Source organism: Burkholderia glumae LMG 2196 = ATCC 33617 (assembly GCF_000960995.1).
Classification (GTDB): domain Bacteria; phylum Pseudomonadota; class Gammaproteobacteria; order Burkholderiales; family Burkholderiaceae; genus Burkholderia; species Burkholderia glumae.
Genome location: NZ_CP009435.1, coordinates 2287305 through 2299787, shown reverse-complemented (window position 1 = coordinate 2299787; position 12483 = coordinate 2287305). Strand labels below are relative to the sequence as shown.

The 12483-nt window shown below is 69.4% G+C and carries 13 protein-coding genes; 7 read left to right on the top strand and 6 right to left on the bottom strand.

Annotated elements, in window-relative coordinates; translation table 11 throughout:
- Positions 1–108 precede the first annotated feature (108 nt).
- Positions 109–1473 (bottom strand): sigma-54-dependent transcriptional regulator, encoded by a 1365-nt coding sequence (locus KS03_RS22950; RefSeq protein WP_012735221.1) that lies wholly within the window; start codon positions 1471–1473, stop codon positions 109–111.
- A gap of 390 nt (positions 1474–1863) precedes the next feature.
- Here KS03_RS22950 and KS03_RS22945 point away from each other — a divergent pair, with 390 nt between their 5' ends.
- Complete coding sequence (locus KS03_RS22945) at positions 1864–2847, top strand: sigma-54 interaction domain-containing protein (RefSeq protein ID WP_012735220.1); 984 nt, start codon at positions 1864–1866, stop codon at positions 2845–2847.
- 17 nt (positions 2848–2864) lie between these two features.
- On the opposite strand, the gene KS03_RS22940 is transcribed toward KS03_RS22945, so the two are convergent.
- The 3 genes from KS03_RS22940 to KS03_RS22930 form a co-directional block, all read right to left on the bottom strand.
- Entirely contained in the window at positions 2865–3737 is an 873-nt protein-coding gene (locus KS03_RS22940; protein ID WP_012735219.1) for a BON domain-containing protein, read from the bottom strand.
- Positions 3738–3864: 127 nt separating this feature from the next.
- Complete coding sequence (locus KS03_RS22935) at positions 3865–4233, bottom strand: hypothetical protein (protein WP_012735218.1); 369 nt, start codon at positions 4231–4233, stop codon at positions 3865–3867.
- Between the two features lie 78 nt (positions 4234–4311).
- Positions 4312–4572: a hypothetical protein gene (locus KS03_RS22930; protein ID WP_230674582.1), complete on the bottom strand. Its 261-nt coding sequence runs from the start codon at positions 4570–4572 to the stop codon at positions 4312–4314.
- 136 nt (positions 4573–4708) lie between these two features.
- Here KS03_RS22930 and KS03_RS22925 point away from each other — a divergent pair, with 136 nt between their 5' ends.
- Entirely contained in the window at positions 4709–5032 is a 324-nt protein-coding gene (locus KS03_RS22925) for a hypothetical protein (RefSeq protein ID WP_012735217.1), read from the top strand.
- A gap of 31 nt (positions 5033–5063) precedes the next feature.
- On the opposite strand, the gene KS03_RS22920 is transcribed toward KS03_RS22925, so the two are convergent.
- On the bottom strand, positions 5064–6062 hold the full coding sequence (locus KS03_RS22920; protein ID WP_020379806.1) for a GlxA family transcriptional regulator: 999 nt from the start codon (positions 6060–6062) through the stop codon (positions 5064–5066).
- Positions 6063–6203: 141 nt separating this feature from the next.
- Between KS03_RS22920 and KS03_RS22915 the strand changes: the two genes are divergently transcribed.
- From KS03_RS22915 to KS03_RS22895, 5 genes are all read left to right on the top strand, one after another.
- Entirely contained in the window at positions 6204–6500 is a 297-nt protein-coding gene (locus KS03_RS22915) for a DUF1272 domain-containing protein (protein ID WP_012735215.1), read from the top strand.
- A 68-nt stretch (positions 6501–6568) separates the two neighbouring features.
- Positions 6569–7267 carry a DJ-1/PfpI family protein gene (locus KS03_RS22910; RefSeq protein WP_012735214.1) on the top strand — a complete coding sequence of 233 codons (699 nt, stop codon included), beginning with the start codon at positions 6569–6571 and terminating at the stop codon, positions 7265–7267.
- A gap of 439 nt (positions 7268–7706) precedes the next feature.
- Positions 7707–9482 (top strand): S10 family serine carboxypeptidase-like protein, encoded by a 1776-nt coding sequence (locus KS03_RS22905; protein WP_012735213.1) that lies wholly within the window; start codon positions 7707–7709, stop codon positions 9480–9482.
- A 65-nt stretch (positions 9483–9547) separates the two neighbouring features.
- The gene (locus KS03_RS22900) at positions 9548–9949 is read left to right on the top strand and encodes a hypothetical protein (protein ID WP_012735212.1); all 402 of its coding nucleotides are present in this window, start codon (positions 9548–9550) and stop codon (positions 9947–9949) included.
- Between the two features lie 167 nt (positions 9950–10116).
- Positions 10117–10560 (top strand): hypothetical protein, encoded by a 444-nt coding sequence (locus KS03_RS22895; protein WP_012735211.1) that lies wholly within the window; start codon positions 10117–10119, stop codon positions 10558–10560.
- A gap of 69 nt (positions 10561–10629) precedes the next feature.
- On the opposite strand, the gene ppx is transcribed toward KS03_RS22895, so the two are convergent.
- The gene (ppx, locus tag KS03_RS22890; RefSeq protein WP_017432848.1) at positions 10630–12144 is read right to left on the bottom strand and encodes an exopolyphosphatase; all 1515 of its coding nucleotides are present in this window, start codon (positions 12142–12144) and stop codon (positions 10630–10632) included.
- Between the last annotated feature and the right edge of the window lie 339 nt (positions 12145–12483).

Genomic DNA, 12483 nt, shown 5'->3' with positions numbered 1-12483 from the left:
CCCGTCCGCGCCGCCATGCCGGCCGCACGCCCGCGCCGGCCGCCGCGGCGGCCCACCTTGCCCGGCATGCCGGGACGTCACGCGCCGGCGCCATCGCCGCCGTGGCGCTCACGACGCGGTCTTGTCCCCGCCTTCGAGCTGCGCGAGGCGGTTGTAGATCGTCTTCAGGCTGATGTCGAGCACCTCGGCGGCATGCGTCTTCACCCCGCCGCACTGCGCCAGCGTGCCGAGGATCACGCGCCGGTCGACTTCCTCGAGCGTGGTGCCGAACGGCACCGACACCGTGTCGTCAGCGCCCACCGCGTCGCCCGACACCTCGGCCATGATCGGCGGCGGCAGCGTGTCGATCACCTCGCCGTCGTTGAAGATGCTCGCGCGCTGCACGAAGTTGCGCAGCTCGCGCACGTTGCCCGGCCATTCGTAGCCGGCCAGCGCCGCCAGCGCGGCGGGCGCGAAGCGCATCTTGCGGCCGCTCTCCTCGTTGAGCCGATTGAGGAACGCCACCGCCAGCATCGGAATGTCGTCGCCGCGCTCGCGCAGCGACGGCAGCGTGATCGGGAACACGTTGATGCGGTGATAGAGGTCGGGACGCAGCCTGCCCTCGGCCATCGCGGCCTCGGGATCGCGGTTGGTGGCCGCCACGATCCGCACGTCCACGTCCAGCTCGCGCGCCGAGCCGAGGCGCGTGAGGCGTCCCGTCTCGAGCACGCGCAGCAGCTTGACCTGCGACTCCATCGGCATCTCGGTGATTTCGTCGAGGAACAGCGTGCCGCCGTCGGCGCGCTCGAAAAAGCCCTTGTGCTGGCGGTCCGCGCCCGTGAAGCTGCCGCAGTCGTGGCCGAACATCTCGCTTTCGACCAGGTTCGCCGCGATCGCCCCGCAGTTGATCGCGAGGAACGGCCCCTTGCGGCGCAGGCTCAGGTCGTGGATGGTCTGCGCCGCCAGCTCCTTGCCGGTGCCCGACTCGCCCTTGAGCAGCACCGACGCCTCGGTGCTCGCGACCCGGCTGATGGCGTCGTACATCGCCTGCATCGGCGGCGAGTTGCCGAGCATGCGGCCGAAGCGGCCCAGCTGCTTGAGCTCGCTGCGCAGCAAGGCGATCTCCTCGTGCAGCACGCTGGTGCGCGGCACGCGCGCGAAGATCGCGTTCAGGCGCTGCATGTTGAGCGGCTTGACGAGATAGTCGGTCGCGCCGCGCCGCAAGGCGTCGATCGCCGTCTCCAGGCTCGCGTGGCCGGTGGTCAGCACCATTTCGCAATGGACGCCCTTGGGCAGCTCGTCGAACAGATCCATGCCGCTGCCGTCGGGCAGCACCAGGTCGCACAGCACCAGATCCGGCGTGTGCTGCGCGATCAGCTCGCGCGCCTGCGCCAGCGTCGCCGCGGTATCGCAGGTCAGTTGCTGCGTCTGCGCGAGCGCGGAAAGCATGTCACGGGTGTCGGCGTCGTCTTCGACGACCAGAATGTAGGGCATTGACGCTCCATCGCGGAGCACGCGCCGGCCGGCCGCCAAGGCCGGCCTGTCGGCGACGTGCTGTATCGGGTAAGGGTCGAATAGCGGGTCGGGCTGCAGTCGAATCGAGATCGGAAACAACGACCGGTGGCGCGCGCGAAGTCGGTAACGATGACAGATCGTGGCGGCCGTGCCAGCAGCTCATGACCTGTTGAATGGACCTTTGATGAGTATAGGGGACAACGCATCGACGCTGCTCGTTATCGGTTTTTTCTATCCGTCATGGCGTGACACATTGGAAATTTCAATTCATTAAGTTCGTCAGGATTCGATACGCTTGCGGTTATAAAAATTACACGCTACGCGGCGAGCGCCCATCCAGGCGCCTCCTTTCTACCATGAGAACCATCCATGTCGAGACTCACTAGCGAAGGCCGGCGTCTTGCCGGCTCCTCGCCGCGCATCCAGGCGCTGCTGTCGAAGCTCGAGAAGATTGCCGCGACCCGCGCGAGCGTGCTGATCGTCGGCGAGAGCGGCGCGGGCAAGGACATCGCCGCGCGCCTCGTCCACGATTCGAGCCCGCGCGCGAACGGCCCGTTCGTCGCCGTGAATTGCGGCGCGATCCCGGCCGATATCGCCGAATCGCAGCTGTTCGGCCACGAGAAGGGCAGCTTCACCGGCGCGAGCGCGCAGCATATCGGCTTCTTCGAGGCCGCGCGCGGCGGCACGATCTTCCTCGACGAAATCGCCGAGATGCCGCGCGACCTGCAGGTCAAGCTGCTGCGCGCGCTCGAATCGAACACCATCATGCGCGTGGGCGGCACCGAGACGATCGCGCTCGACGTGCGGGTGGTGGCCGCCACGCATCACAATCCGGCCGATGCGATCCGCGACGGCCGCCTGCGCGAGGACCTGTTCTACCGGCTCGCGGCGATGGCGCTGCACGTGCCGGCGCTGCGCCATCGCGACGGCGACGTCGAGGAGATCGCGCGCGCGCTGATCGACACGCTCAACACGCACCACGGCACCCACAAGGCGCTCTCGGCGCAGGCGCTCAAGCTGCTGCGCAGCTACCCGTGGCCCGGCAACGTGCGCGAGCTGCGCAACACCATCGAGCGCGCGTTCATCCTGGCCGACGACACCATCGAACTCGATCTGCCGCGCCAGCTGCCGCCGCGCGCCGACGTGCGCGACAACGTGATGTCGCTGCCGCTCGGCGCGACGCTCGCCAATGCGCAGCAGCGCTTCATCATGGCCTCGCTGCGCCACTTCGACGGCGACAAGCCGCGCACGGCAAAGGCGCTCGGCATCAGCCTGAAAACGCTCTACAACCGGCTCGCGCTGATGCGCGAGCACGGCATGCAGCCCGAGCTCGACGAGGGCGCGCGCCGCTAGGCACGCGCCGCCCGTCGTCAGCGCCGCGGCGGGTCCGCTGCGGGGCCGGCCGGCCCCGCCGGCGGCTCGGCCTCGCCCGGTCCGAGCGCGCCGCACGGATGGGCGGCTGCCGACGACGGCAACGGGGGCGGCAGCGTCGGCTGCGCTTCGGCGCGCGGCACCGGATAGGGCGCGTCGCCGGACGCGGCACGTGCCACCCGCACGCGATTGTCGACGTCGCGCACCCACACGCAGCTGTCGGCCAGATCCTCGATCTCGTGCTTCATCCAACGCTCCGGCACGGTGCCCTCGAGTTGCACGCAGGCGTCCTTCACCGTCACGCTGACCTCGCTGACGTCGATGTCGATCGCATAGGCGAGCCGCTCGCAGACGTCCTCGCGAATCCGCTCGTCCGAGCGCGTATAGCCCTTCGGCCCGCGCAGCCGCGGCGCGGTGCGCGCGGTGCGGGCGGCCTCACGCGCCGGATGCCCGGGCGGGTCGTAGCGTGTCCGGGACGGCGCGCCGTGGCCGCCTTGGCTGCGCTGGTGCGGATAATACGGTTCGCTGCGGCGCCGCGCGCCGCCCGCGTCGTAGGGCTCGCTGCCGTGCGCCCATCTCGGCGCGGCATGGCCGGGAGCATGGCCGGGAGCATGGCCGGGAGCCGCGCCGTAGGCACGTGCCCCGCCGCCGGCCGGTGGCTCGTCGCGCCACCGGCGCTCGTCGATGCGCTCGGCGGCGCGCGGTTCGCGCGCGTCGTGCGGATCGGTCTCGCGTTCGTCGTCGGGCAGCAGCATGTCGTCGTAATGCGGCAGGTCGTTCTCGTCGCTGCCCCAGTATGCGCGTTCGTTGCGCTCCTGCCAGTCGGCCGGCCCGCGCATCTCACGCGAGCGATTCGGATGGCGTCGTTGCATCGCATGCCTCCTCGATCGGTTCGTGGGAGGGCGGCCCGACGCCGTATGCGGCCCCGGGCCGGCCACGCTCCCGGTTCACTTGCCTTGTTGTCCTCAAAACTTCAAAGCGATTGAAAGAATTCCCGGCTCAGCGCTGCCGGTCGCGCACGGTATCGGCTCGCGCCTGCGCCTCGGCGTCCTCGAGCGCGTCGGCCTCGTCGGCAAGCGACTCGGTGCGATCGGGCTCGATGTCCGCGCTGTCGGTCAGCGTCGAATCGCCGTCGGCCGAGGCGCGCTCGCCGGTGCCGGCGCGATCGGTGCCGGCCGCGCCGGCCGCCTCGCCGCGCTCGAGCGCATGCGCGTCGAGTTCATCGTCGATATCGAATGGGCGGCGCTTCGCGCCGCGCGTGTCACTGCCGCTGTCGGACGAATCGCTCGGCCCGAGCGCATCGCCGTCGGAGGAACTGCCGACGCCGGATTCGAGCGGCGTGTTGTCGGGATTCAGGGTGCTGCTCATACGGCCTCCGTCAGGTGGCGCCGGACGCGCACCGCGCCGGCGAACAAATCAACGCATCGGTGATCGCTTGCGCTCGCCTCAGCCGCCCGATGCGGGAGCGGCACTCGAGGCGGCGGACGCGGCGGACGCGTCCGGCGAGGCCGCCGGCGGCGCCATCGGCGCCGGCGCTACGCCGCTTGCCGCATCCGCCTGCGATGCCTGGCTCGACGCGGCGCCCGGGGTGCCGGCCGCGCCCGTGTCCTCGCTCTGCTTCGAGCAGCCGGCGGCGGCCAGCAGCCCCGCGCACAGCGCGCTGATCGCCATGGTGCGCCGTAGCGCTCGTGTCGGATCGAATTGCATGAGACCTCCGGTGGGGAATGGAAACCCTGGATCAGCAAGCGTCATGCCGCGCCCGCCCGCCGCCGGGCACGGCCGTTGCTGCTGCGGGAAACCGGGCCGCGCCGGTGCCGGCCGCTTTCCGCATGGAGGTATCGCCGTGACACAAGTCGACCTGCTTCGTTACCTGGTGACGGGTCAGTTGGTGGCGCGCATCCAGAACGGACGCTGGATGCCGCCCGAACGCGTCGTCGCCACCACCCATAGCTGGCTGGCCGGCCATCGCGTCGAGTGCGACTGGCTCGACCGCATCCGGATCGCGATGGCCGCGCGCGGTCTCGCCTGCGAGATCTACGACGTCGCGACCTCGGGCGGCGGCGCGAGCCTGGCCGACGGGCTGCTCGCCGGCGAAGGTTCGCCGCAGATGGAAGCGCTGCGGGCGCGCTGCGAACACTATCTGCAACGGCTGCAGCGCAGCCACTGACGGCCCGCGGGCACTGGCGCAGCGCCGTGCATCATGCGGCGCGCCAGGCGCTCGGCGATAGCGGCTCCACCTGCCGCCATGCCGCGCGAAACGCCTGCACGCTCGCGAAGCCGCAAGCCTCGGCGATCCGCTCGATGCTGGCATCGCCCTCGCGCAGCAACTGCCGCGCGCGGGCGATGCGCAACTGCTGGTGGTAGGCCTTCAGCGTGATCCCGCAGGCGTCGCGAAAGCGCCGCGCGAGATGCCGGTAGCTGAGCGCGAAGCGTGCGGCCAGCTGCGGATACGGCAGCGCGCAGCCGGGCTCGGCCACGAGGAAGTCCTGCACCGCGTGAATCACGTCCTGGTCGTGATCGCGGTAGCGCAACTGTGCGTCGAGCGCCGGATCGCCGCTCATCCGGCGAAACGGCACCACGTTCTCGCGCGCCACGGCGATCGCCGCGGCCGCGCCGAAGTGTCTCGCGATCAGATGCAGGGCGAGATCGACGCCGGCCAATACGCCGGCCGAGGTGACGAGCATGCCTTCGTCGACCAGCAGCCGGTTGGCCAGCACGCGCGCTGCGGGATGGCGCCGCTGCAGACGCGCCAGATGACTGTGATGAGTGGTGCAGTCGCGGCCGTCGAGCAGCCCCGCCGCGCCGAGCAGATACGCGCCGGTGCAGACGCTGGCGATCACGATCCGCTCGCGCAGCGGCGCCGCCACGCGGGCGAGCCAGGCCGCGATGGCCTCGTGCTCGGCCGACAGCGGCACGCGGAAGTCGTAGCGCGAACCGATCACCATCACCCAGTCGCCCGCCGTCACGCGCGCCGGCAACGGTGCGAGGCCCGCCATCGCCACGCCCTGGAAGCTCGTCAGCGTCTCCGAGGCGGCCACGCAGCAGGCCGCCACGCGGGCGATGCCGAGCGGCGCGAGCGAGGCAATCAGCTGCAGCGGGCCGCCCAGATCGAGCATGTGCACGCGCGGCGGCAGCACCAGCCAGACGCGTTTGGGCGGCCGCGCGGTGGGCCTGGACGGGGAGGACAGAGGCGGCATGCGGGCTCCTGGCGATGGCTTGCGGTGTTGGCAGGAATTTTTCCATTCCTGTCCGGAATCGGCATTGTCGCCGATCACATCGCAAACTACGATGGCATGAAATCACCAGTGCGGTGAGCGCACTGCCCCTGGGAGCCACCCATGCTGGAACTACGCCCGATCTGCGAACACTGCGCGACACCGCTGCCGCCCGAGGCGCCGCAGGCGCGCATCTGCAGCTACGAATGCACGTTCTGCGCCGCCTGCGTCGAGCAGGTGCTGTACCACGTCTGCCCCAACTGCGGCGGCGGCTTCGCGCCGCGGCCGATTCGCCCCGCGCAGCGCCTGGGCCGCCATCCGCCCGCGACGCAGGCGATCCATCGTCCGGTGGACCCGATCGCGCACGCGGCGTTCGCGGCCCGCTGCGCGGCTGGCGCCGACGAGCGCCGTGCCGAATGAGCCGCTGAGCCGCCCCGCCCGCCCCCACCGCGAAGGCACCCGCCCCCGCCATCACCCCGAGCCCCGTCATGCCCTGTCGAATCGCACTCCTGATGTTTCCCGGCGTCCAGGCCCTCGACCTCGTCGGCCCGCACGACGTATTCGCGGCACTGCCCGACACCACGCTCCACCGCGTCGCGAAAAGCACCGCGCCGCTCGCCGCCGCCCACGGCCTGGTGATGACGCCCGACACCGATTTCGACGCCTGCCCCGACGTCGACGTGCTGTGCGTGCCAGGCGGCTCCGGCGTCGACGAACTGCTGCTCGACGACGCGACGCTCGCGTTCGTGCGGCGAGCGGCCGCCTCGGCGCGCTACCTCGGTTCGGTCTGCACCGGCGCGCTGGTACTCGGCGCCGCAGGCCTGCTGCGTGGCCGCCGCGCGACCACCCATTGGGCCTCGCTGCCGCTGCTCGCGGCGTTCGGCGCCATGCCGGTGCAGGAGCGCGTGGTGCGCGACGGACGGCTCGTCACGGGCGGCGGGGTCACGGCCGGCATCGACTTCGCGCTGACCATCGCCCGCGAGCTGCACGGCGAGGCCGTCGCGCAGGCCGCGCAGCTGGCGATCGAATACGCGCCCGCGCCACCGTTCGGTGCGGGCTGCCCCGCGACGGCGCCGTGCGCAGTGGTCGATGCCGAGCGGGCCCGCTACGCGCCGATCATCGCGGCACGCGAGGCACGGGTCGCGCAGGCGGCCGCGCGGCTCGCGGCCGACCATCCGGCGCGCTGAGGGGCGGCAGCCGCCATTCCCGCTTGGCCACCGTTGCGCGGCACGCGCGGATTATCCGGAAATCGGCAATGGGGCGGCTAAAGCAATCGATCAGGCCAACTAAGCGGTGGCCGGCCGGCGGCCGGCATTCACCAATCGACAATCAATGATTTAATCGGGCAGCGCCGCGGCGCCGGCGCCCGTCACGACCTTCGATCCGCACGGCAAGGCCGCCCGGCCAGCCCTGCCGCGCCGCAGCACGGCCGCCTGGCCAGCCTCCACTCGATTTTTTTAATTTCCGATTGACGGCGGCGTTTTTCATTCTTACGCTGCTTTGCGGCCCACGCGAGTCGTTTCGATAAGCAATTCAATAAATAAATGAGAGCAATCTGGATTCACCGCGCCGGATTGCATTGCCGTTCTGATTGATTTAAATAAATCGAAAGGAAAAGGAATACCAATGAAAGCAAAAACACCGGGTCTGGGTTTCGGATCGCGCCGCGCGATCCGGCAAATCGGAGGGGTCGTGCTGTCGTTGTCGGCGCTGACATTGAGCGCCTGCGGCGGAGACGGATCGGATACCAACACGGTATCGCTCGCTTCGCTGTCCAACCGTCCGCTCACCGACACGACCGCCTACTCCACGAGCGCCGGCGCGAGCCTGACAGCCTCGCAGGCCACCGAATCGGCGGCCGTCATGCACCGTCAGTGGAAAAGCGGCAGCACCACCGTCAACTACACCTCCACCACCGGCCACCTGATCGCGACCGATCCGAACGGCACGCCGGAGGCGACCATGTCCTACGTCGCCTACACCGCGCCGAGCCAGGATGGCACGCCGCGCCCCGTCACCTTCTTCTACAACGGCGGGCCCGGCTCGTCGTCGGTCTGGCTGCGGCTCGGCTCGTTCGCGCCGACGCGCGTGGCCACGCCCGACCCGCTGCTGACGAACTGGCCGAACTTCCCGCTCGTGAGCAACGACGAGAGCCTGATCGGCTCCACCGACATGGTGTTCATCGATCCGCCCGGCACCGGCTTCTCCGAGGCGATCGCGCCGAACACCAACAAGACGTTCTGGGGCGCCGATTCCGACGTGCGCGTGATGCGCGACTTCATCCGCCGCTACGTGACGGTGAACGGCCGCTCGAACTCGCCGCTCTACCTCTACGGCGAATCGTATGGCACGCCGCGCACCAACATGCTCGCGCTGTCGCTCGAATCGGCGGGCGTGAACCTGACCGGGATCGTGCTGCAGTCGTCGATCCTCAACTACTTCGCGGACCCCGGCGAGACCTATGCGATCACCAACGGCGACTCGAGCAGCAACGCGCTCGAGCTGAAATACGCGACCGACGGCATGATCGGCTACTTCCTCGGTTACGCGCAGGTGGCCGCCTACTTCAACCAGGTGTCGCCCGCTCCGACCAACCTCGGCACCTTCGCGCTGCAGATCCAGAACTTCGTGACCGCGCAGTACTCGCAGCTGGCGCAGTACGCACCGACCTTCTTCTTCGCCGGCTCGCCGCTGGTGCCTAACCCGACGTTCCCGGACAACACGACGATCTCGAACTGGTCGACCCAGACCAACATGTCGATGGCCTCGCTGAGCGCCTACTTCGGCAACGACTACTACGGCACCTCGCTCGTGCCCGGCTCGACCATCGGCCGCTATGACGGGCGCGTGATCCTGCCGAACAGCGATCCGCGACTCGCCCAGGATTCCGATCCGTCGGACATCCTGATCACGCAGCCGTTCACCAACACGCTGGCCACCCAGCTGCCCAACGAGCTCGGCTACTCGGCGCCGAACGCGACCTACGCCACGCTCAACGACAGCATCATCAGCGCGTGGGACTTCAGCCACGCGGGGCAGGTGGTGCCGGACACGATTCCGGATCTGCTCGCCGCGCTGCGCCTGAACCCGAAGCTGAAGGTGCTGTCGGCGAACGGCTATCACGATCTCGCCACGCCGTTCTTCCTGACCGAGAACCAGCTCGCGCGGCTGCAGACGGTGCCGGGCCTGCAGGTGAACCTGCAGATGACGTTCTACCAGGGCGGCCACATGATCTATCTGGACGACGTCGCGCGCCCGCAGCTGCGCTCGGATCTGGTCTCGTTCTTCAAGAACCAGTCGATCCCCAACGCGCTGTCGCTCGCGCAGCTGCCGGCGCCTTGGTCTGACGAGAGCCCGGCCGGTACGCCGACGCTGAAGGCCGCGGCAATCGCCGCCCGTTGACCCCCTGGAACGCGCGGCGCCGCCTGCGGGCGGCCCGCGTTCGCGAACCCAACACGAGTCAAGCCATGATCCAATCGCCATCATCGACCTCGCGCCTCGCCGCGCTCCTCCTGTCGCTCGCGCTGCCCCTGCTGCCGGCCGCGCCGGCCTTCGCGGCCGCGCCGCAGGCCGTCTCCACGCCGGTGCCGCTCAAGGGCGGCGTGGACGGGCCGTTCTTCCCGCGTCAGCCGCTCGCCGCGCCCGCCGCGGCCACCACCGGCAGCGACCTCTCGCAGCAGGCGCAGTCGCGGCTCGCCTCGAGCCTCGCCACCAACAGCGCGCTCGCCGGAAACCAGTCGATCACGAAGGCCCAGGCACAGGCCAACGGGCTGCCGTTCATCGCGCAGCACTTCGACCAGATCGATACCGCGCACAGCGGCCGCGTGACGATGCAGGAGGTCCGGCAGTACCTGCAGCGGCAGCAGTGAGGGAGCGCGGCGGCGGACGCTGCAGCGCCGCCGCGTTTTCGTTATGATCGGTGGAAAGGCCGAGCCGGCCACAGGTTGCGGCACCCGGGCCGCGAGAGGCGAGCCCGGGCGTTGCCCGCGCGGCACGACGCCTCCCGGAACCCATGACATTCACCGATCATCGCCGCATGAAAGCCTATCTTCGCACCGCGGCCGGGTTGGCCTGCGCCTTACTGACCGCCCTGCCGGCCGCCTCCGCCTTCGCCGTCGAGCCCAAGCCGCTCGACGCCGCGCTCGATTGCTCGTCGAACGGCCATGACTTCGTCGCGCCGCTTGCCGAGGCGGGCGACCTGCAGCCGAAACCGATGCGCGTCGAATCGAATTCGATGAACGCGTTCCGCACCGCGCATCCGCTCAGTGCCTACGGCTTCCCGGTGTTCGTGGTGGTCGGCTACCAGGAGAACGATCCGCTGTTCCAGCACGGCGACGGCAAACCCATCGGCAAGTGGGGCTATGGCGTGGTGGTGCGCGGCAGCAAGCGCTCGGTGGAGGAAAAGGTGCGCGCGACGGGCAGCAACGCGACGGTCCGGGAAGCGTTTCCGTTCCTCACGGCGATCGTCTGCACCCCGTGATGCCGCCGCGGCCCGGGCCCGCGGCCGCCCCCGGCGCGTGCGAGCGAACCGGCAGGCGCGCGCGGCGGCTCAGGCCTCGGTATAGATGACGCGATACGGAATCCCGACCTTCTCCCACTCGGCCGCCTCCTGGCTCAGGCTGTAGTCGGTCAGCGGGTTCTGCTCGACCCAGCTGCTCGGCAGCCGGACTTCGTAGCCGCCCTTCTTCACGTGCGACACCGTGAGTTCCGGCAGCCCGGCATCGGTGCGCCGGCGGCACAGCAGCGCCGCGAGCCGCAGGCAGAACAGCAGCGGCCATTCCACGTCGCGCGATTGCGAGAGCTTGCCGAGCTTGCCCGCGTGGCCGAGCACCAGCGCGGCGAGCCGCGCCTGGTCGGTGCGCGAGAAGCCGGGCATGTCGGCGTTGCTGGTGATGTAGGCCGAATGCTTGTGATAGGCGCTGTGCGAGATCGACAGGCCGATCTCGTGCAGCGCGGCGGCCCAGCCCACGAAGGTCCGATCCTCGTCGCGGTGCGCCTCGTCGGTGAATTCGAGCTGGTCGTAGAAGCGGGTGGCGAGCGAGGCGATCCGGTCGGCCTGCGGGCGGTCCACGCCGTAGCGGCGCATGAAGCCCTCCACCGTCACGGCGCGCATGTCCTCGTGCTGGGCGCGGCCGAGCAGGTCGTACAGCACGCCCAGGCGCAGCGCGCCGTCGGTGGTGTCGACATAGTCGACGCCGAGCTCCTCGAACACGGCCAGCATGATCGACAGGCCGCCCGCCAGCACCGGAATGCGGTCCGGCTTCAGCGCCACGAGCTTGAGACGATTCACGTTCTCGGCCTTGATCAGCGCGCGCTTCAGGCGCTCCAGGCCGCCGCGCGAGATGCCGTGCGTGATGCCGGCGTCGTTGAAGCCGTTGCCCTCGACCAGTTCGGCCAGCGCCCGCGCCGTGCCCGACGAGCCGATCGCCTGGTCCCAGCCCGCTTTCTTGTACTCGCCGGAAATGATCTGGATCTCGCGCTTGGCCGCGAGTTCGGCCTGGCGCATCGTGTATTCGTCGACGTTGCCGGCCGGGAAGAACTGGCGGCTGTGGCTCACGCAGCCGATGTAGAGGCTTTCCATTACGATCGGCGTGTAGTGCTGGCCGATGATGAACTCGGTCGAACCGCCGCCGATGTCGACCACGAGCCGCTTGCCGGCACTGGCCGGCACCGAGTGCGCCGCGCCCGCGTAGATCAGCCGGGCTTCCTCGCGGCCGGCGATCACCTCGATCGGAAAGCCGAGCGCGGCCTGCGCCTCGACCAGGAATTCGCCGGCGTTCTTGGCCACGCGCAGCGTGTTGGTGGCGACCGCGCGCACGTGGTCGGGATGGAAGTCGCGCAGGCGCTCGCCGAAGCGCTTGAGCGCCTCCCAGCCGCGCTCCTGCGACGCGCGATCGAGCATCTTGTCTCGCGACAGGCCCGCCGCGAGGCGCACCGGCTCGCGCAATGCATCGACCGGGTAGATCTGGCTGCCCGCGGGAGTTTCCTCGACGCGTCCGACGATCAGCCTGAAGCTGTTCGAGCCGAGATCGACGGCGGCGAATAGTTGCGGGGAAGTAACCATATCGGGTAAGGGCTCCGTGTCTCTTCGAGCCGGCGAGCCGCCGCTGTGCCGACCCATCTCATTCAAACGCAACATTTTAAGCGCTGTCGCCGCCGCGGTGTCGGGTCGTCGCGCCAATACGGCCAGACCGATTGGCAATCGTGCAAAAAGCCAGGGTGATTCGGGCGGGGCCGACGTATTATTTGTAGACGAATCCTGACTGTCATCAAGAAGTCATCAAATCATGGAATGCCAAGTCGTATCATTCAGGAAGAAGTACAAATTCGTCATCAAGATGTCATCGAACCGTGAGAATTTCCGAACTTCCGTTCCTCCCCGCTCCACCCGACTTCGAACCGC